The organism is Nonomuraea aurantiaca, from assembly GCF_020215705.1.
GTDB lineage: Bacteria > Actinomycetota > Actinomycetes > Streptosporangiales > Streptosporangiaceae > Nonomuraea > Nonomuraea aurantiaca.
Window position 1 is genome coordinate 583,535 of sequence record NZ_JAIWNB010000001.1, and the last position, 20,520, is coordinate 604,054.

14 protein-coding genes are annotated in these 20,520 nt (G+C 68.3%); 11 read left to right on the top strand and 3 right to left on the bottom strand.

What is annotated here, in order from left to right:
- Nucleotides 1–33 precede the first annotated feature (33 nt).
- Nucleotides 34–1,422, top strand: coding sequence for a sugar porter family MFS transporter (locus tag LDL49_RS02680; protein ID WP_225289247.1), 1,389 nt, complete (start codon nt 34–36; stop codon nt 1,420–1,422).
- On the opposite strand, the gene LDL49_RS02685 is transcribed toward LDL49_RS02680, so the two are convergent.
- From LDL49_RS02685 to LDL49_RS02695, 3 genes are read right to left on the bottom strand one after another with little or no spacing between them, the layout of a single operon-like run.
- The gene (locus tag LDL49_RS02685) at nt 1,419–2,300 is read right to left on the bottom strand and encodes a hypothetical protein (RefSeq protein WP_225289248.1); all 882 of its coding nucleotides are present in this window, start codon (nt 2,298–2,300) and stop codon (nt 1,419–1,421) included. The two genes, LDL49_RS02680 and LDL49_RS02685, sit on opposite strands and share 4 nt — an antisense overlap.
- Before the next feature lie 20 nt (nt 2,301–2,320).
- Entirely contained in the window at nt 2,321–2,620 is a 300-nt protein-coding gene (locus tag LDL49_RS02690) for a hypothetical protein (protein WP_225289249.1), read from the bottom strand.
- Between the two features lie 20 nt (nt 2,621–2,640).
- A complete protein-coding gene (locus tag LDL49_RS02695) occupies nt 2,641–2,994 on the bottom strand; it encodes a YbaB/EbfC family nucleoid-associated protein (protein ID WP_225289250.1) in 354 nt (117 codons plus the stop codon).
- A 97-nt stretch (nt 2,995–3,091) separates the two neighbouring features.
- Between LDL49_RS02695 and mug the strand changes: the two genes are divergently transcribed.
- From mug to LDL49_RS02745, 10 genes are all read left to right on the top strand, one after another.
- On the top strand, nt 3,092–3,607 hold the full coding sequence (gene mug, locus LDL49_RS02700; protein WP_225289251.1) for a G/U mismatch-specific DNA glycosylase: 516 nt from the start codon (nt 3,092–3,094) through the stop codon (nt 3,605–3,607).
- Nucleotides 3,608–3,733: 126 nt separating this feature from the next.
- Nucleotides 3,734–4,984: an NAD(P)/FAD-dependent oxidoreductase gene (locus LDL49_RS02705; RefSeq protein WP_225289252.1), complete on the top strand. Its 1,251-nt coding sequence runs from the start codon at nt 3,734–3,736 to the stop codon at nt 4,982–4,984.
- A 9-nt stretch (nt 4,985–4,993) separates the two neighbouring features.
- Entirely contained in the window at nt 4,994–8,320 is a 3,327-nt protein-coding gene (locus LDL49_RS02710) for a type I polyketide synthase (RefSeq protein WP_225289253.1), read from the top strand.
- A 257-nt stretch (nt 8,321–8,577) separates the two neighbouring features.
- On the top strand, nt 8,578–10,842 hold the full coding sequence (locus LDL49_RS02715; protein WP_225289843.1) for an SDR family NAD(P)-dependent oxidoreductase: 2,265 nt from the start codon (nt 8,578–8,580) through the stop codon (nt 10,840–10,842).
- The gene (locus LDL49_RS02720) at nt 10,839–11,282 is read left to right on the top strand and encodes an acyl-CoA thioesterase (RefSeq protein WP_225289254.1); all 444 of its coding nucleotides are present in this window, start codon (nt 10,839–10,841) and stop codon (nt 11,280–11,282) included. The genes LDL49_RS02715 and LDL49_RS02720 overlap by 4 nt, the downstream gene beginning before the upstream one ends.
- A gap of 28 nt (nt 11,283–11,310) precedes the next feature.
- Nucleotides 11,311–12,120 (top strand): class I SAM-dependent methyltransferase, encoded by an 810-nt coding sequence (locus LDL49_RS02725; RefSeq protein WP_225289255.1) that lies wholly within the window; start codon nt 11,311–11,313, stop codon nt 12,118–12,120.
- A gap of 203 nt (nt 12,121–12,323) precedes the next feature.
- Nucleotides 12,324–13,166: a S1 family peptidase gene (locus LDL49_RS02730; RefSeq protein ID WP_225289256.1), complete on the top strand. Its 843-nt coding sequence runs from the start codon at nt 12,324–12,326 to the stop codon at nt 13,164–13,166.
- A gap of 65 nt (nt 13,167–13,231) precedes the next feature.
- A complete protein-coding gene (locus tag LDL49_RS02735) occupies nt 13,232–13,471 on the top strand; it encodes a hypothetical protein (protein WP_225289257.1) in 240 nt (79 codons plus the stop codon).
- Nucleotides 13,472–13,857: 386 nt separating this feature from the next.
- Entirely contained in the window at nt 13,858–19,476 is a 5,619-nt protein-coding gene (locus LDL49_RS02740; RefSeq protein ID WP_225289258.1) for a LamG-like jellyroll fold domain-containing protein, read from the top strand.
- A 123-nt stretch (nt 19,477–19,599) separates the two neighbouring features.
- Entirely contained in the window at nt 19,600–20,214 is a 615-nt protein-coding gene (locus LDL49_RS02745) for a hypothetical protein (RefSeq protein ID WP_225289259.1), read from the top strand.
- Nucleotides 20,215–20,520: the final 306 nt, after the last annotated feature.

Here is a 20,520-nt window from a genome sequence, read left to right on the forward strand (position 1 = left end):
CGGGTAAATCCCCATTTCGGGGAGGAGGCCCGCATGGCTACTCAGTCCGGCCACCAGGAGAACCTCGGCCACGTCGTCTTCATCACGGCGGCGGCGGCCATCGGCGGGTTCCTGTTCGGCTACGACAGCGCCGTGATCAACGGCGCTGTCGTCGGCATCCAGAAGTACTTCCACGTCGGCCCGGTGGAGATCGGGATCGTGGTGGCCATCGCGCTGCTCGGTTCCGCCATCGGCGCCTGGATCGCGGGCCGGCTGGCCGACTGGTGGGGACGCACCAGGACCATGCAGGTGGCGGCCATCCTCTTCTCCGCCAGCTCGATCGGGCAGATGCTGCCGTTCGCCCTGTGGGACCTGGCCTTCTGGCGGGTCCTGGCGGGCATCGCGATCGGGATGGCCTCGGTGCTCGGCCCGACCTACATCGCCGAGGTGTCGCCGCCGGCCTACCGGGGCCGGCTCGGCTCGTTCCAGCAGCTGGCGATCGTGCTCGGCATCGCGGTCTCGCAGCTGGTCAACTACGTCTTCGCCCGGCTGGCCGGGGGTGACGTCAACAACCCGCTGTGGGGGCTGCAGGCGTGGCAGTGGATGCTGGGCGCGTGCGTCGTGCCGGCCCTGCTGTACCTGCTGTTCGCCTCGACCATCCCCGAGTCGCCCCGGTATCTGATCGCGGCCGGGCGGATCAGGCAGGCTCGTACGGTGCTGGCCGAGGTCGAGGGCGCGGAGGTGGACCTGGACGCCCGGGTGGCGGAGATCCGGCAGGTCCTCAAGAGCGAGCAGCGGCCCACGATCAGGGAGCTGCGCGGACCAGCGTTCGGGCTGCTGCCGATCGTCTGGATCGGCATCGCCCTGTCGGTCTTCCAGCAGTTCGTCGGCATCAACGTGATCTTCTACTACTCGTCGGTGCTCTGGCAGTCGGTGGGCATCACCCAGGCCAACTCGCTGCTGATCAGCTTCTCCAGCTCGGTCATCAACATCATCGGCACGTTCATCGCGATCTCGCTGGTCGACAAGATCGGGCGCAAGCCGCTGCTGCTCATCGGCTCGGCGGGCATGGCCATCTCGCTGGGCACGGCCGCGTGGGCGTTCTCCTACGCCCGCGGGCTCAGCCTGCCCGCCCCGCAGGGACCCATCGCGCTGGTCGCGGCCAACGTGTTCGTGCTGTTCTTCGCGCTGTCGTGGGGTGTCGTGGTGTGGGTGCTGCTGGGGGAGATGTTCCCCAACCGCATCCGGGCCGCCGCCCTGGGAGTGGCCGCCTCGGCGCAGTGGATCGCGAACTGGGCGATCACGGTGACCTTCCCGGCCCTGTCGAAGTGGAACCTGCCTCTGACGTACGCCATGTACTCCTTCTTCGCCGTGTTGTCGTTCCTGTTCGTCACCAAGTTCGTCAGGGAGACCAAGGGGCGCCGGCTCGAGGAGATGGGTTAGTCCTGCTCCGCGAGCGCTTCGCGCACCACCACACGGTCTTTTTCCTTCTCGACCTGCGACAGCTCCTGATACGGCAGTTTCTGCTCGGGCGGGGCCCACTCACCGTTGCGCCGAAGCCAGGCGTCGTGCACGCGCTCGCTGGCGGACTCCATGAATTCCTCGCCCTTGAGATCGACTCCGCGCCTGCTCGCGTCATCCACCAATCGGACCGCCACGGTCGCCGACTCCTTGTTCTCCTTCTGCCAGTCGGCCGGCAGGTCCTTGTATCGGGTATTGGCGATATCGACCTGATCAGTGCCGTGCCTTCTGATCCATGCCTGGTCTGTTGTCGTCTTGACCCGCGCCTCGTAGCCTCCGCCGGGCAACCGGCGGGGAGCGCGCCAGGCCTCATGCAGGCGGTCGGACACAGCGTCGATCCTGCGAGCCTGCCGGGTCTTGAACAGGCTCATAAAGATGCGTCCGGCGCGGCTCAGGGCGTTGCGGAGCATGGCGATGAACCGGCCGCCTATGGCGGCGAGACGAGGGAGAAGCTGGGGGGCGAAGGCGACGGCGATCCCGGCGGCGACCGCCACGCTCGCGAGCAGACCCTCGACCCACTCGATGATGATTTTGGAGACGCGCAGGTTGCCGACGGCTGTGGTGAGGCGGTCGGCGAGGTCGGCCGCCTGGGGTACGGCGCCGTCGCGGCTCGTCATGTAGGCGTGCAGCGCGTCGGTGGCCGGCCCCTCGTTCGTGCCTGCCAGCCGGTAGGCGTGCCCGCCGTCCTGGACCAGCCGCCGGTGATAGGCGGCGGCCCGGTCCAGCTCGCCGATGTGCTTGTCGAGCAGGCCGGTGTCGGGCAGCGGAGGGATGCCGAGGATGCCGAGACCGGCGACCACCGCCGGCTCGCTCATCAGGCTCATGCTCGGGCCTGGCCCGTTGGCGTGACATTCACCGTGTTGATGTGCTCCGCCTCGACGTTGACCTCGGCCATGATGACCTGACCGTTGCCGACGTGGCGCAGGTGCCCGTCGAGCCGCTCGCATGCCTCCAGCAGCGTGCGCCTCAACTCGAGATAGGGACCAGAGAACTCCTCGTACGGCAACGGCGCCTCATCCCCCCACTCACTGCGCAGTCCGGTGGCGAAATCCGTGTACTCATCGGCCAGTCTTCTGAAGGAGCGCCCGGAAGAGTGGCGGCCGCCGGCATCGATGTTCACGTAATCAGGGGTCATCCCGTTCACCTTCCTTCCAACCGGCGAAGCGTCTCATCGAGCGCCGAGGTCAACCGGTCGAAGTCGCGAGAGGCTTGGACCTCCAGCTCGTCCAGCCGCCGAGCAAGGGTCTTTGCCTCGTGCTCTCCCGGCGCCGCCGGCTCATCGCCGCTCTCGCCCATCCGATCGAGATGGGCCCGCTGCGCCGCCCGTACGGCGACGACGATCTGCCCGGCCAGCTCCCGCGAGCCCCATCGCAGCGTCCGGGGGTCAAGGCGAAGCACCGTCAGCAGGCCGTCAGCGCCGACCTCCGCACTTACCTGCCCGTCTGCGGCCTCACCGACGACTTCCACGTTGTCACGCCCGCCGGAAACGGTCACGTAATACCTCCGAACTCATCCATTCGCCATGATCCTTTCTGGGACGATACCGGAGTCGAAGGGCGCAAGCTCAAGGAGATGGGTTAGCGTCCGATGCGTGATTGACGACGTGCTCGGTCCCTCCATCGAGGTGTTGTTCTGCGGGATCAATCCCGGGCTGATGTCGGAGGCCACCGGCCATCACTTCGCCCGCCCCGGCAACCGGTTCTGGCCCGCGCTGCATCTGTCCGGGTTCACGCCCCGGCTGCTGGCTCCCGCCGAGCAGCACCTCCTGCCGTCGTACGGGCTGGGCATCACGAACGTGGTCGCCCGGCCCAGCGCCAAGGCGTCGGAGCTGACCCGTGAGGAGCTGATCGAGGGCGGGGCCCGGCTGGCCGGGCTGGTGGCCTCGGTGCGGCCCCGGGCGCTGGCCGTGCTGGGCATCTCGGCGTACCGGACGGCTTTCGCCCGGCCGAAGGCGCGGATCGGACCCCAGGCCGAGCCGGTGAGCGGCGCGCCGGTGTGGGTGCTGCCGAACCCGAGCGGCCTCAACGCCCACTGGAACCTGGCCGGCATCGCCGCCGAATTGCGGCTGCTGCGCGAGCAGATCGGGCGGCCCTCGCGCACCTCTTGACGATCTCAGAGCTCGCTCCCTACTATCGGGTAACTCTTTAATGATCAACGCAATCCCCGTTTACGGTTCAACCACTTCCAGGTATGCGGGAGTGGGCTTCGCCGTAGCCTCGTAGGGAAATCCCGCATGACAGATGACTATGACGTCGTCATAGTCGGCGCAAGCATTTCCGGGTGCGCCGGCGCGATACTGTTCGCGAATCTGGGAGCTCGCGTCGCGCTCTTGGAAAAGCATTCCGGCATGGACGCGTACAAGGTGTTGTGCACCCATACGCTGCAACCGAGTTGCCTGCCGGTCATCAAGACGCTGGGCCTGCTGCCGCTGCTCGAAGAGGCCGGGGCGCACCGGCACGTCACCCACCTGTGGACCCCCTGGGGCTGGATCGAGCCGCGCCCCGCGCCCGGCGCGGAGCCGCTGCCGCACGGACTCAACATCCGCCGCCAGACCCTGGACCCCTTGCTCAGGCGGCTCGCCGCCGAGACGCCGGGCGTCGACCTCCGGCTCGGCCAGAACGTCAACGGGCTCCTGGAGGAGGACGGCCGCTTCACCGGAGTCAGCGTCACCGCCAACGGCGTGGAGACCCGGCTGACGGCGCGGCTGGTCGTGGGCGCGGACGGGCGCAACACGACCGTGGGCGCCCTCAGCGGGCTGCCCGTCAGGCTGAGCGCCAACAACCGGTTGGGCTTCTTCGCCCAGTACCGTGGCCTGCCGGAAGACGCGCCGAGCCGGGTGTGGTTCCTCGACCCGGACACCGCCTTCGCCTTCCCCAACGACGACGGCGTCACCGTGATCTCCTGCTCGCCCAGCAAGGAACGGCACAGCTCAGCCTTCCGCGCGGACCTCGAAGGCAGCTTCGAACGGTTCGTCCGCGCCCTGCCCGACGCGCCCCGCATCGACGAGGCCGAACGCGTCTCCAAGATCGTCGGGACGCTCGACCTGCCCAACGTCTACCGCAAGCCGTACGGACCGGGACTCGCCCTGGTCGGCGACGCGGCCCTGGCCACCGATCCGCTGTGGGGAGTCGGCTGCGGCTGGGCGTTCCAGTCCGCGCAGTGGCTGGTGGACGCGGTCGGGGGCGCCGTGGCGAGCCAGGGCGACGTGCTGCCGGGCCTGGCGGAGTACGGCAAAACGCACCGCGCGGCGCTGGACAGCCATCACAAGCTGATGGAGGACTATTCGGCCGTACGGCCGTTCAATATCTTCGAGCGGCTGCTGCTTTCCGCGGCGGCCCGCGACGCCGGCGCGGCCAGGCATTATTACGACTTCGCCTCCCGGCTCATCGATGTCAAACAGTTCGCGTCACCGGGCTCGTTGCTGCGCGCGGCGCGGGTCAACGCATTCCACCGGCTCCGGAACGGCACCACGAATTCGATTTGAGGACGGCCCGTGACTTCTCGTATCGCCGTAGTAGGAATGGCATGCCGTTTTCCCGACGCCGCCACCGCCGGTGAGCTGTGGGACAACGCGCTGGCGGGCCGCAGGTCGTTCCGGCGGCTGCCCCCGGAACGGATCCGGCTGTCCGACTACTGGTCCGCGGACCGTTCGGCGCCCGACCACTTCTACACGACCGAGGCGGCGCTGTTACGCGACTGGGAGTTCGACCGGCTGCGCTTCAAGGTGGCCGGAACGACCTTCCGCAACACCGACATGGTGCACTGGCTCGCCCTGGAGGTGGCCGCCGAGGCGCTCGCCGATGCGGGGTTCCCCGACGGCAAGGGCGCGCCGCACGAGACCACCGGCGTGGTCATCGGCAACTCGCTCACCGGCGAGGGCCAGCGGGCGGCCGGGATCAGGCTGCGCTGGCCGTACGTACGCCGCATCGTCGCCAACGCCCTGGAGGGCAAGCTGGACACCGAGCAGCTCACCGAGCTGCTCGGCCGGATGGAGCACGACTACAAGGCGCCGTTCCCGGTGCCCGACGGCGACTACCTGGCCGGCGGCCTGTCCAACACGATCGCCGGACGCATCTGCAACCACTTCGACCTCAACGGCGGCGGCTACGCCGTCGACGGAGCCTGCGCCTCGTCGCTGCTGGCGCTCACCACCTCCTGCAACGCGCTGGTCTCCGGCGACCTCGACGTCGCCGTGGCCGGCGGGGTGGACATCAGCATCGACCCGAACGAGCTGATCGGCTTCTCCAGGGCCGGCGCGCTCGCCGTCGACGAGATGCGCGTGTACGACCAGCGGTCCGCCGGATTCTGGCCCGGTGAGGGCTCCGGCATGGTCGTGCTGATGCGCGAGGAGGACGCCGTCGCCAGGGGACACCGCATCCACGCCCTCATCGCCGGCTGGGGCGTCTCCTCCGACGGCGCGGGCGGGATCACCCGGCCGGAGTCCGACGGCCAGCGGCTCTGCCTCGACCGCGCCTACGAGCGGGCCGGGTTCGGCATCGAGGAGGTGCCGTACTTCGAAGGACACGGCACCGGCACCGCCGTCGGCGACGCCGCGGAGCTGGAGACGATCTCCGAGGCGCGAAGGGCGGCCGCGCCGGCCGCGCGGCCCGCCGTCATCGGCTCGATCAAGGCGAACATCGGCCACACGAAGGCGGCCGCCGGGATGGCCGGCCTGATCAAGGCCGTCATGGCGGTCAACAGCGCGGTGCTGCCGCCGACCACGGGCTGCGAACGGCCCCACAAGATCCTCTCCGGCGACTCCCCGGCTCTGCGCACCCTCCGCAAGGCCGAGCCGTGGCCGCAGGACGCGCCGCTGCGCGCGGGCGTCAGCGCCATGGGCTTCGGCGGCATCAACACGCACGTGGTGATCGAGTCTCCGCGCCGGCGCCGGCCCCGCCTGGACGGGCGGACCCGGACGCTCATGAACTCCCCTCAGGACGTCGAGCTGTTCTGCCTGGACGCCGACTCGCCGGCCGGCCTGCGGCAGGAGGCGGACCGCCTCGCCGAGATCGCGGTCGGCCTGTCCCGATCCGAGCTGCCCGACCTCGCCGCGTACCTGGCTCGGAAGATCGGCCGCAGGGCGAGCCGCGCCGCGGTGGTCGCCGGCACGCCCGCCGCGCTCGCCGAGCGGCTGCGGCGGGTCGCCAAGCTGGCCGGGCAGGGCACGGAACGGCACCTCGACAGCGCGGCCGGGGTCTTCCTCGGCACGCTCGGCGAGCTGCCGCGCATCGTGTTGATGTTCCCCGGCCAGGGCTCCGGCAGCCGCGCCGACGGAGGCGCGCTGCGCCGCCGCTTCGACTCGGTCGACGAGCTGTACGAGATGGCGGCCCTGCCCACCGGCGGCGACCAGGTCGAGACCGCCGTCGCCCAGCCGCGCATCGTGACCGCCTCGGTGGCCGGGCTGCGGGTACTGTCCGAGCTGGGCGTCGAAGCCGGGACCGCGGTCGGGCACAGCCTCGGCGAGCTCGTCGCGCTGCACTGGGCCGGCTCCTTCGACGAGGCCGCGGCCCTGCGGATCGCCGCCGCCCGGGGACGGGCGATGAGCGAGCTGTCGGAGAGCGGCGGCGCGATGGCCAGCGTCACCGCCGACCACGACACCGTGGCCGCGCTGCTCGGCGACGATCCCGTGGTCGTCGCCGGCCTGAACTCACCGCGCCAGACCGTGGTGTCGGGCCCCGCCGAGGCGGTGACCCGGGTCGTCGAGCGGGCCACCCGCCAGGGCCTGTCGGCGGTCCGGCTCCCCGTCTCGCACGCGTTCCACTCGCGGCTGGTCGCACCGGCCGCCGATGTCTTCGCGGGCCGGCTGGCCGAAGAGCGGCCCGAGCCCGTCGGCCGGCACGTCATCTCGACCGTGACCGGAGCGCCGGTCGTGGGCGAGCCCCTCGAACTGCTGCGCGAGCAGATCACCGCGCCGGTCCGCTTCATCGAGGCGCTCACGGTGGCGGCCAAGGGCGCGGACCTGCTCATCGAGGTGGGGCCCGGCCTCGTCCTGACCCAGCTGGCGCGCGACATCGTCGACGTCCCCGCCGTCGCCACGCGTACGGACGACGACTCCCTGGCCGGCATCCTGCAGACGCTGGGCGCGGCGTTCGCCGTCGGCGCTGGCGTGAAGGTCGGCGAACTGTTCGACGATCGCTTCACCCGCGCCTTCGACCCGGCCGCCACCCCGACCTTCATCACCAACCTGTGCGAGGTCGTCCCGGAGATCGACTCCGCCCTGCTGGTCGGCGCCGCCGCTCCCGCGTCGGGGCCTTCTTCTCTGGACGAACCCACCGGAGACCCGCTCCTCCTGCTGCGCCGGCTGGTCGCCGCGCACGCCGAGTTCCCGCTGGAGGCGGTGCAGGCGGACAGCAAGTTCCTGGACGACCTGCATCTCAGCTCGATCGTGGTGGGCGAGCTCGTCGGCGAGGCCATGAGCCGGCTCGGGCTGTCCGAGCCCGCCGCGCCCACCGGGTACGCCACCGCGACCCTGGGCCAGGTCGCCGAGACGCTGGAGCAGCTGGTCGCGACGGCGAGGCCCCGGCCGAGGACGCCGAGACGGCGGCGGCCCGCATCGTGCCGCCCGGCATCGCGCCTTGGGTGCACAGCTTCGCCGTCGGGAGACGCGAGAGCACCCCGCCGGTCCGTACGACGCCCCGCGGCCCGGGTACTTGGCAGGTCATCGGTGATCATCCCGCCGCCGACGCCGTCCGGACCGCGCTCGAAGCGGCGGCCACCGGCACCGGCGTCCTGGTCGTCCTCCCCTCGGGTCCGCAGCGTGCCGAGCGGCTGGCGGTGCTGCGCGCCGGCGCCGAGGCGGTGCTCGCGGGCAAGGAGGTGACCCGCTGCGCGATCGTCCAGGAGGAGCCCGGCGGGGCCGGCTTCGCCAAGAGCCTGCACCTGGAGGCGCCCTGGGTCGCCACCACCGTCGTGACCCTCCCGCTCGACGCGGCCGAGGCGCCCGCGTGGATCACTGCGGAGGTCACCGCGACCGACCGCTTCAAGGAGGTCTTCTACGGCGCCGACGGCACCGGTACGGAGCCCGTCCTGACGCCGGTGGAGCTCAACGGCACCGAGCTGCCGCTCGGCCCCGACGACGTGCTGCTCGTCACCGGCGGCGGCAAGGGCATCACCGCCGAATGCGCGCTGAGCCTGGCCAAGGAGACGGGCACCCGGCTGGCCCTGCTCGGCCGATCCGATCCGGAGGAGGACGGCGAACTGGCCGCCAACCTGGAGCGGATGGCGGCCACCGGAGTGACCGCCCGCTACCTGCGCGCCGACGTCACCGACGGGGCGCAGGTGGCCGAAGCGGTCGCCGCGATCGAACGGCACCTCGGCAAGGTCACCGGCGTCCTGCACGGAGCCGGTGGCAACGTGCCCAAGCTGCTCGGGGAACTCACCGACGCCGACTACGCGGCCACGATCGACCCCAAGGTCGCGGGGCTCGAAGCGGTGCTCGCGGCCGTCGGGACCGGCGCGCTGAAGCTGCTGGTCACGTTCGGCAGCATCACCGGGCGGGCCGGGCTGCGGGGAGAGGCCCACTACGCCATAGCCAACGAGTGGCAGAGCGACCTCGTCGAACGGCTCGCGCGCGAGCTGCCGCACTGCCGGTGCCGGGCCGTGGAGTGGTCCCTGTGGTCGGGCGTCGGCATGGGGGAGCGGCTCGGCTCGGTGGAGAACCTCGCCCGCGTGGGCGTCACCACCATCACGCCCGACCAGGGGGTGGCCATGCTCCGCGAGCTGATCGCCGACCCGGGCGCGCCCGTCGTCACCGTGGTCACCGGGCGGTTCGGCGAAATGCCGACGGTGACCTTCACCGCCGGCTCTGAGGGGGGAGACGATCTGCCGCTGCTGCGCTTCCTGGAGCAGCCGCGCGTCCACTACCCCGGCATCGAGCTGGTCGCCGACTCCGAGGTCGGCTGGGCCAGCGATCCCTATCTCGCCGAGCACGTCTTCGGCGGCGGGGAAGGGGCGGTCCTGCCGGGCACGGTGGGCATGGAGATCATGGCTCAGGCCGCGGCCGGCCTGCTCGGCACGGACACCGTGCCGGTCCTGGAGGGCGTCGAATTCCTCCGGGCCATCGTCGTGGCCGAGGACGCCCCCGTGACGGTACGGGTGGCGGCGCTGCGTACCGGGCCGGGCCGGGTCGTCACCGCGGTCCGTACGAGTACCACCAAATTCCAGATCGACCACTTCCGGGCGGTCTGCGACTACGCCGGCGCCCAGCTCAGGCACACCGGCGACCAGCCGGAACCACTCGGGCACACCGGCGACTACTCCGGCGTCAAGCCCGAGACCCTCGGGCTCGCCCGGCCCGGCGACGTGGCGCTGCCGCCGCTGGCCTTCGACCCCGCGACGGACCTCTACGGGCCGATGCTCTTCCACGGCCCGCGCTTCAAGCTGGTCGAGAGCGTCCACCGCACCGGCGCCCAGCACGTCACGGGCCGGCTCCTGGCCGGCACCGGCTCATCCTGGTTCGGACGGTATCTCCCCGACCGACTGCTGCTCGGCGACCCGGCCGCCCGGGACGCCTACATGCAGCCGATGCAGACCTGCGGGCCGACCGTACTGGCCATCCCCGCGGGCGTGGAGCGCATCGTGCCGGGCCCGTCGACCGGGGCGCAGCCGACCGACGTCTACATCCGGCACCGCTTCGACGACAAGTGCTGGGACATCGAGGTCACCGACCGCGACGGCGACGTCATCGAGACCTGGCAGGGCTTCCGGACCCAGCTGGTCAGCAAGTACGAGGTACCCCGCGAGTGGGTCCCCATGCTGCTGGGCTCGTACCTGGAACACGTGCTCATCGAGCAGAACCTGGCCGGCCGCGTCGTGTTCGACGCCGACGGCGACGGGCTGGAGCGGCGGCAGGCCAGCCGGCTGGCGGTCCAGCGGCTGTTCGGCGCCGAGGCCGAGGTCGTCTGGCGCCCGGACGGCAAGCCGGAGGTGCTGGGCGGGGACACCGTGTCGATCGCGCACTCGGCGGGCGTCACCATGGCGACCACCACGCCGGGGTGCGATCTGGAGACGGTCACACCCCGGAGCAGGCAAGCCTGGTCGACGCTGCTCGGCGCCGACCGGCTCACACTGGCCGAGACCGTCGCGGACGAGACGGGGGAGGACTTCGACACCGCCGCCACGCGGATCTGGACGGCCGCCGAGTGCCTGGTGAAGGCGGGCCGGCCGGTCGACGCCGCGGTGACGTTCGACTCGGCGCGGGACGGCGGCTGGGTGGGGCTCGTCGCCGGTGACGACCGGATCCTGACGATGTCCACCAGGCTGCGCGGTGTGGCGGCTCCGGTCGTCCTCGCGATCCTGGCCGCGACCGACGCGAACGCCGGCAAGGCGGGTGAGCTCCGATGAGCGGAGACGCGTACGAGTACCGGCACGTCGTGGGCATCGAGGACACCGACCTGCTCGGCAACGTCAATTACGTCAACTACATCCGCTGGCAGGGCCGGGCCCGGGAGATGTTCCTGCGGGACTTCGTCCCCGACGTGGTGGCCGGGTTCGCCGACGGGGTGCGCCTGCTGACCGTGAGCTGCCACTGCGACTACCTGCGGGAACTGGCGGTCTTCGACGAGGTGGTCATCAGGATGCGTCAGGGAGAGCTGGGCCAGACCCAGTCGGTGATGACCTACGAGTACTGGCGTCAGCTCCCGGACGGAGGAGAGGAACTGGTCGCCACCGGGGAGCAGCGGATCGCCTGCGTACGTCCCGACGAGAACGGCCACCTGGTTCCGGCCCGGATCCCGGAGCAGATGCGGCGCCTGCTCGAACAGGTACGCGGCCCGCGCCGTTGATCTTTGATCCTCTGCCGAAGGAGTGTCGATGCACGCTGTTTCCGCCACCGCCCGCTGGACGGCCGCCGCCAGGGCGAAGGAGTCGCGACGCGATGACGCGATCTTCACCGACCACCTGGCCGAGGACCTCGCCGGAGAGGAGGGCGCGACCCTCTTCGCCCGCTACGACAACCCGGGCGTCGGCGAGTTCATCGCCATCCGGACCCGCTATCTGGACGACGTGATCTCCGTACGCTCCGACCTCGCGCAGGTCGTCCTGCTGGCGGCCGGCCTGGACACGCGCTCCGTACGGCTGCCATGGCCTCCGGAGACCGTGCTGTACGAGATCGACCAGGCCGACCTGCTGGAGGAGAAGGACAAGCGGCTCGCCGAACTCGGCGCCCAGCACCGCTGCGCCCGGCGGGCCGTCGGCGCCGACCTGACCGGAGCCTGGCCGCAGGCCCTCCGGGAGGCCGGCTGGGATCCGGCGGCGCCGACCCTGTGGGTGGTCGAGGGCCTGCTGTTCTACATGCCGGAGCCCGCCGCTCGGGGGCTGGTGGAGCGGGTCGCGGAGATCACGGCGCCGGGGAGCGTGCTCGCCGGGGATCTGCTCAGCCACCAGTCGATGATCAGCGAGTTCTCGCGGGAGGGACTGCGCAGGCTGACGGAGGACGGCTGCCCGTGGCTGTTCGGCACGGACGAGCCGGAGGAGTTCCTGGCGGGGTGCGGCTGGCGGGTCACGGAGCTGAAGACCCCTGGGGAGCCGGGTGCCTCCTATGGCCGGTGGCCGTGGGATCCGCCGCTGCCCCGGGACGTCATGGGCTTCCCCCGCAACTTCTTGTTCATCGCGGACCGCTGACCAGCATGATCCTGGGGTGACCGAGTGATCACGTTCGGTGCCGACCATTTGCACCCGCAGGTAGCCTTGGCCTGTGGCGGGTGCCTCTGACCAGCCACGCAACACCCCTTCCCCCTTCAGATCACGAGCCGGTGCGGCTGCCATCACGTTGAGTTCGCAGCGTTCAAAGTGTCTCCTCAGCCGCCCCAACTGATAGGAGACTTGTGTTCAAGGCAATCAGCAGGCGATCAATGGCGCTGGCCACCCTCATGGCTCTAGGGCTCGCACTGATCACCACCACCACGGCCGCTGCGGGCGTGAACCACGCCGCCATCATCGGGGGTAGGGACGCGACGGAGCCCTACTCGTTCATGGCGTCCTTCCGGCTGAGCGAAGTGCCCAACCATCACTGCGGCGGCGCCCTCATCGCCGCCGACTGGGTCGTCACCGCCGCTCACTGCAAGGGCCTCATGAAGCCCGGCAAGACACGGGTACGCATCGGCTCTCTCGACCGGGACAAGGGCGGAGTCGTCGCCGGCGTGAAGCGGATCGTCACCCATCCCGACTGGAGCGGCCGCGACACGAGCGGGGAGCGAAAGGGCGACCTCGAGCTGATCCAGCTGGACCGCCGAGTGAACCTCACCCCCATCCGCATCGCCGACAGCCCCGGCCGAGTGGGCGACCCGAGCCGAGTCATCGGCTGGGGGATGACCTGCGAGAGCATGGCGAGATGCGAGAACGGTTCCGAGAAGCTGCAGGAACTCGACACCGTACGCGTACCCGACAACCGTTGCGTCGAGCTCAACAGGGGCACCGAGCTGTGCACCAGCGACAGCGCCGGGCGCGCGGCCAGCGCCTGCCACGGCGACTCCGGCGGCCCACAGATCCGCAAGATCGCCGGCCGGTGGGAGCTGATCGGCGCCACCTCGCGCGACGGTGACGACGTGGACGAGCGGATGGGCGGCGGCGTCGGCTGCTCCACCAACCCCGACGGCGGACCGGGGGTCGGCATCTGGACGGACGTGACCCACTACCGCTCGTGGATCACTCGCACCATAGAGGCGTGACCCACTAGGACGGTGATCCCCCTCTACATGAGGGGCGGTCTCCCCCGAGCGGGTTACTGATCATCGTGTTCCTGCTGGCCGCCCAGGTGCGTTTCGACAGGCGCTGGCCGCGCGTGGTCCTGCTCGTCCTGCTGTGGCCGTGCACCGGCATGGCAGCGGTGTGGGCGGTCGGCATGCTGGGCGGTGCGCCGCTCACCGACCGCAGCGGCGCGGTCTTCCGTGGGTATTGCGCGGTCTGGGCCGTGCTCCTCTTCCAGGCCACGCGCCACCTCCAGCATTGCCCTCGCCAGGTCGCGGCCCCATGAGCGCAACTGGCCGCAGGTGGCGGTCGATCGTTCGATCGGGTGGTGCTGTAAGACAGATATAAAGATCAGGCCCTGTTGATGTCCCTCAGTGTGCGTGCCCGAAACCATTGTGGCAGTGCGCCTGGGATATCAGGGACTGCCGGTGTTGTCGCTCGTCAGAACCCGATCTTGCTCTCGTAGTAGAGAGCCCATCGCCCTGGGACTCCAGATGTTACAGAAAATGCGTTCGAATTTAGGGTGACCTTTCTCATATTGTCCCCTTGATCAGGCGAGGATATTGATCTTGTGTCATGTCAACTCATCCCTGATTGAGGGTGTTAGTGAGCGAGTTACCACGTACAACGAGAACGGGCGGGAAACCGCCCCGGCACATCACCCTGGCGACGGTGCTCACGGTGGCAGCATCGCTGCTGGTGGCGGGAACGGTGACCTCGGCCATGGCCGACCCGGGACCGAACGGCCCATCTGGGAGCGCTCCCGCTTCCACGAAGACCATCTTCCCCCACCCGGATGATCCGGACGCGCCCCTGCGTGCCGCACTCCAGGAGGCGAAGCAGCGCAACGAGACGATCCCCGTCGAATCCGCCTTCACCGAGACATCACGTACGTGGGCCTACCCGGACGGACACCTGGCGACGGAGTCGTACTCAGGCCCGGCCCAGCTCAAGCAGGGCGACGGCTCGTGGGCGTGGATCGACACGTCCCTGGTCGAGCAGAACGGGGTGCTACGGCCCAAGCGCGCCAAGGGCGGCGTGCGCCTGTCGACCGGCGGCACACAACCTTTCGCGACCATGAAGCTGGGCAGGGACCGCTCGTTCGGGCTGTCCTGGCCGACGGCACTGCCACACCCTCAGATCAAGGGCAACGTAGCCACGTACGTAGGAGCCGCCGGCCCATCGGCGGACCTGGTGGTGACGGTCCTGCCTACCGGATTCCGGCACGACATCGTGTTACGCGAACGGCCGACCGGAGCGGTGGAGTTCCGCATCCCGGTGCAGGCCCGCGGGCTCGACCTCAAGACGACCAAATCGGGCGGCCTCTCGCTGACGGCCGCCAAGGGCAAGCAGGTGGCATCGGCGCCGACGCCGCTGATGTGGGACGCGGCGACCGACAAGCCGAGCGCTGAGCACCCGGGCCGCCAGGCCAAGATCGACACGACGGTCGAGGGCAAGGACGCATCGACCGTTCTGGTGCTCAAACCGGAGACCGCGTGGCTGGCCGACCCGGACACTAAGTATCCCGTCACGGTGGACCCCACGACCACGCTCGGGGTGAGCCAGGAGGTCGGGATCAGTTCCCCCGACTTCCAGTCGTCAGCGGGGTTCGTCCGCCGAATGCAAGTGAACGGAAGTGATCGGATCACCCGTGCACTGATGGCCTTCGACACCGCCGCGATCGCCGGGCGCCAGGTGGTCAAATCGACCATGCAGCTGATGCTGCGCGCGGACGCCACCTCCTGCAGTGCCTTTCAGGGGATCGTCGCACAACGCATCACCACGCCGTGGGTGGCCGACAAAACCTCCTGGAGTAACCAGCCCACCACCACGCCGGAAGGCCGGTCCACCGTCGACCCCTGTGCGCTGCCGCGCACGACCGGCTCGGTGTGGAGCTGGGACCTGACCAGCATGACCCAGCAGTGGGCCTCGGGCGCCGCCAACAACGGCCTGATGCTGAGCCTGACCTCGGAAAGCCCTGTCCCCAAGAACTTCATCGAGGACTTCCTGTTCTGGCCGTTGATGTTCAACCAGAACGTGCCCAAGCTGAGCGTGGACTGGGTGCTCCCGCCGGAGATCCCCACCGTTTCCGCCGAATCGATCGACTCCATGAGCGGCAACGACGCCATCGCACGCAGCACCAACGTCAAGGTGTCCTACAGCTCCAGGGTCCCCGAAGCCACCAACCTGAACTACACCGTCACGGTCAACGACTCCACCATGACGCCTCCGGCCCCCCAGTTGCCGGGACAGGAGGCAGCCTATTGGAAGTTCGACGAGGCATCCGGCGCCTCCGCCACCGACTCCTCCGGCAATGGCCGGAACGCAACTCTGAGCGGCAGTTACAGCCGCGTCAGTGGGCAGCTCGGCCAGGCCGTGAAGCTCACCAACGGCGGAAAGGCCGTCACCAGTCAACCGGTCCTCAACACCAACCAAAGCTTCACCGTGGCAGCCTGGGTGCGGCTCAACAGCAGCGCAACCGACCAGACCGTGTTTTCGCAGATGGGAGTCAACCAAGCCGCTTTCGCGCTGAACTATGTGACTTCGGGGCTGTCAGATGTCGACCAGCACTGGTGGTTCACGACCACCGCAAAGGATGATCCGACCACGATCCAAGAGCGAGGAGTCCCCTCCAGCGGGCTGGCGAAAATCGGTGAGTGGACACATGTCGCGGCACAGTATGACCAGGCCGCGCACAAGATCCGGCTGTACGTGGACGGGGTACTGTCCGGCGAACGGCCCTATTCCCTGGACTGGAACGCACGCGGCCCGTTCGAGATCGGCCGTGGCCGGGTACTCGCCGAGAATCTCGACGGATCGGTGGACGACGTCCACGTCTATCAGCGGGTCCTGACGGCGGATGAAGTCCGGACGCTGGTAGGCGTGCCAGGTACCACCACGCACAACGACATCCCCTCGGGCCAGGTATTGGACAAGGTCTTCACCTTGGACAACCCGGCCAGCTTCAAGTTCGTGGTCAAGGCGTGCCGAAGCGGCGTCGTCCCGCCGTCATGCAACGAGAGCCCGGCCTACCGGATCACCTCGGACGCGCCGATGCTGCCGAGCGACACCGAGACCGGCATGGCCGACCCGACCCAGCCGATCTTGTCCGGCATGGTCAACCGGCCGTCCGGCGGCGCGGTTTTGGCCAAGTACTACTTGTACGACAACACGGGCGCACCAGTCGGTTCGGCGCCGCTCGGCACCCGTACGGTCAACGGCGGCGAACGGGCCTCGTACCAAGTCCCCGCGAACACCGTGCAGCCAGGGCGTACGTACAAGTGGCAGATGGTCGCCTGCGCAACCGGGCCTGGCTCGTCCACCCCCGGCCCTGACCCAACACCCAACCCAACGCCGACACCGACCCCAACGCCCACCCCGACTCCGAATCCGACGCCGAGCGGCCTGGTTGCCGCCTACGGCATGGACGCAGGAACCGGAACCGCCGTCGCCGACAAGACCGGCACCAACAACGGCACCTCCACCAGCACCTCCTGGGTGGCAGGCAAGTACGGCAAGGCCCTGTCCTTCAACGGCACCTCCAGCTGGGTTACCGTCAACCACTCACCCTCGCTGAAGATGACCAACGCCCTGACCTTGTCGGCCTGGGTCAAGCCCAGCGCCGTCGATGGCTATCGCACCCTCATGGGCAAGGACAACGCGACGCTCGACGATCTCGGCTACGGCCTGTACGCCTCCAACGGCTCCACACCCATGGGTCTGCTGGCCACCGGCGACGATTTCAAATCGGTCCCAGGAAGTGGAGCGCTGCCGATCAACACCTGGAGCCACCTCGCCGTCACGTACGACGGCACCATGGCCCGCCTGTACCTCAACGGCGCCCAAGTGGGCCAAAGCCTCGCCACAGGCGATCTGCTCGACGACGGCGGCGCCTTCCACATCGGCGGTAACACCACGTTTGGCGAGTACTTCAAGGGCGTGATCGACGAAGTACGCGTCTACAACCGCGCGCAAACCGCCGCGGAACTCCAGGCCGACATGAATACCCCGATCGTCGGAGCGACTCCCTCAGCAGCCTCCCGATCCGCTACGTCTGCCGTTGCGGACAGCTCGGCCATCGAGGTCTGCACTCCCAAGACCGCTCCGGTCAGCTTCACCACCCCGGGGACACCTGCTCCCGATCCAGTCGAGGACGTCCGGCATCTCACGCTGAGCAAGGACAGCTTCGTCATCAAAACCGCCAAGACCGATCCAACCGCCTGCGCTGGCTCGCCGTGCCCGGTGGGGGATTCGGCCACGGCCCAGATAGGCGGTACGGGGACGAACAAGACCGCCGCTGTGATCGGGCTCAAGCTGGATGCGCTGCCGGACGGCGCGGCCGTCACCGAGGCGATCGTGAAGCTTGGCAGGCCGACTTGCCCGGCGGCCGCTTGCCCAGCTGATGCGATCATTACAGCGACGCCTCTCAACAACCCTGTCACAGGCGACTCCAAGGGTTCTGAGCTGGCGGGGGATGCCGACACCGCCGTCACGCCCCTCGCGCTGCCACTGAGCGCCCCACAGGCCGACATTGCGGGGAGCGAGTACCAGTGGCTGCTGCTGACCTCCAACAAGGACGACATCATTTCCTTTGCGGACCCAGTGGTGAGCGAGCAACCCTCGGTTGAACTCACCTACCTGCCCGCAGGCCCGCCCAGCGAGGTCGTCAACCTCACAACGTCCGGTGGGGACGCCAGCATTGTCTCGAGTTGGGGATTGCCGGAGAGGAGCGGCAGCTCCGCGATGATCTTCGGCTACGACATCGAGGTGGTGGACGCCAGCGGGACCGTCGCGAAGACGGTGACGTCCAAGGAGCCGTGGGCGACAGCGGACGGTCTGACCAATGGGATGGCCTACACGGTCAAAGTGCGCGCGACGACGCCCTTCGGTAAGAGCGACTGGGCAGTTGCGACGGCGACCCCCCGGGCCGTGCCGCCACCACAGCCCAATGACGGTACCTGTGTCCCCTTCCTGGACCAGCCACCTTCCGCGACCGCTCGCGTGAACTCGGATGATCCGGCCGCTCAGACGTACCTGGACCGTGTCAAGGCCTACTACCAGGCGCAGGACGCCGTACTGGAAGGTCGTGCAAAAACCATCTGGGACGCGCCGGGTGTCACGGCCAGGGCGCCGAGCACAGCCAAGCTATCGCTGCTCAACGCTGAGCTGACAGCCGAGCGGACGGCTCTGCAGCGAGCCAACCAGGCCAGGACCGACTCCACTGTGACGCTCGATAAGGGCGTCGTTCAGGCCAAGCCGAACGGCGAGATCTGGGTGACCGTTCAGGTCAAACGGACCTGGAAGATTTCCGGCTCCGGACAGTCGGCCGCCAAGCGCCCGGCAGATGGCGCTCCCGGCCAGGTCGACCCTGACCCATCCACCATCACTATCCACGTCTTCGACCGCTGCGGAAACATGACCACGATCGAGGCTCCGAATCCGGCCTACCAGGACCCCACTGATTCTCTGGACTCCGGCGATACGTCTGCGGGCGGCTCTGCCGGGGCGTCGCCGCTGTGCACGGTGAAGCCGCCGATCTCGACCGATTACTTCTACGACGGCGGAACTCCGAAATTCAACTGCGAAGGACAGTCGTGGGTCGACACCTTGGTGAAGGGATGGTGGGTCTCCACCCGGTTCAGCGCCTACTGGGATCCGAAGGATGTCGACATGTCGCGGAACCTCCGTGGCGACCAGCGCTGGGACATCCAGCACGCGGTCAACTACATGAGGGTGGGCACGAACAACAACAGCAAGAAGCAGGAAGAATACAACAAGTATATGTGGGACCACATCAAGCCGAAGTTCACGGCTCAGCTGTGCTTCGTAAACGAGAAAAGCACCACTGAGGTTACCCAGAACGCGTCAATGGGCATCACGGTGGATGGAACAACCACGCCGAAGGTCTCGATGACGGCGAACGCTGGAGTCTCCAAAAAGATCAACTACGAGATCGGCGAGCTCTGCAAGCCGTATCTCAGCCAGAAGGTCTCGAAGGGCCTCTACATGGCGACCCGCCCGGAAACGGTGAACGAATGTCTCGTCACGCACATCGACGAGTGCGTGATCTCCAGATTCGCCCATTACTTCGAGAGCGATCTGTACCTGAAGTACAAGGTCAAGGGAACTTGGTACACGCCGCACGTTCACCACGTGGGCCATTCCTTCGTGGCGCGCAAGCTCGAGTACGGGCTGGGTGAGCCACCAGCGGAACTTCGCCGCATCTCTTGGGAAGAGACCGGGCGCATGATCTCCGACAAGAACGATCTCCCGTCGTGGATTTGGGAATAGTAGGGTAAAACCGCAAATATTGGGGGGCCGCGTTCGCGGCCCCCCATACCGCTATCCCCCGGGGGCAAAGTTCGTGGTAGATGGCTATTCGTGGTAGCCGGAGATGTCGTCCTGGCTCTGAGCATGACGCTGCTCGTGCGCTCTGCCGTTTCCGGTGAAGCGCTGAGCGATGAGCGAGCATATCTCGTGCTCAAGAACGCCCTGGCCGTCGCCAATCCGGACTACGAAGTGGCGTTTGACTTCGCCGATTCGTCGTTTCGCGATGCCGGGGACGGCCGGGAGCTACCTGTGACTTTCGAGGGTCAAGGCGATGGCATGGACGCCGCCGAAATGAGCTGGCAAGACAAGCTCGTCCTGTCTTATTCGGGAGACGTGCGGGTTCCGGCAATGCCCCGGACTCAACTGACCGCCGCCTTGGAAGCCTTCGGCGCCCCCGCTCGTTCCGCTGACGCCAAGAGAACCATCGTCCTGCTGAAGGAGTCGCCTGCGGACGTGTACGTGAAGGCCGTGGATGAGCTCCGGTCGCCGCCGGGCACGGCCGCGATGGCTGGTATTTGGAGCAGTAACTTCGATGTGTTCCTGTTGTTCGAATCGCGAGGATTCAAAATCTGTGCATCAGGGAAACGGATCGGAATTCAGCGGCGGCTCAGTTCAGGCGCTGGGCTTCGTTATTGCGCGTGTCGGACCGGAAATAACTGGGATAATTTGGGCTTGAAATTGTCGGATCTTCGTGATTAAGTCGACGAGGCAAAAATTTATGGATTCACGGTGACGGGCCATCCAGAAAGCGTGTCATCTGTTATCGAAGCTTCCCGAGTGCAAGATGTCAGAATAGTTGCCATCCATCCGGAAATGGAATGAATGGAACTCTTCATGGTCGAGGGTGTAGCTGGGTGCTGAGTCCGCCGGTCTCGAGCGGTGACCGGGCGACGTAGTCGGTGAGGTTGCGCCTTCGACCTGGCGGAGGCGTATCGGGCCGTGATCGGACCCCCTCCCATGTCGGACCCCTCATGGCCGGGATGTAAGGGGTTCATGTCGGCTTCT

Excerpts from the sequence above, each read along its gene's own strand:
- LDL49_RS02720 (WP_225289254.1), top strand. The coding sequence starts at position 10,839 with ATGAGCGGAGACGCGTACGAGTACCGGCACGTCGTGGGCATCGAGGAC.
- LDL49_RS02705 (WP_225289252.1), top strand. The coding sequence starts at position 3,734 with ATGACAGATGACTATGACGTCGTCATAGTCGGCGCAAGCATTTCCGGG.
- LDL49_RS02680 (WP_225289247.1), top strand. The coding sequence starts at position 34 with ATGGCTACTCAGTCCGGCCACCAGGAGAACCTCGGCCACGTCGTCTTC.
- LDL49_RS02725 (WP_225289255.1), top strand. The coding sequence starts at position 11,311 with ATGCACGCTGTTTCCGCCACCGCCCGCTGGACGGCCGCCGCCAGGGCG.
- LDL49_RS02745 (WP_225289259.1), top strand. The coding sequence starts at position 19,600 with ATGACGCTGCTCGTGCGCTCTGCCGTTTCCGGTGAAGCGCTGAGCGAT.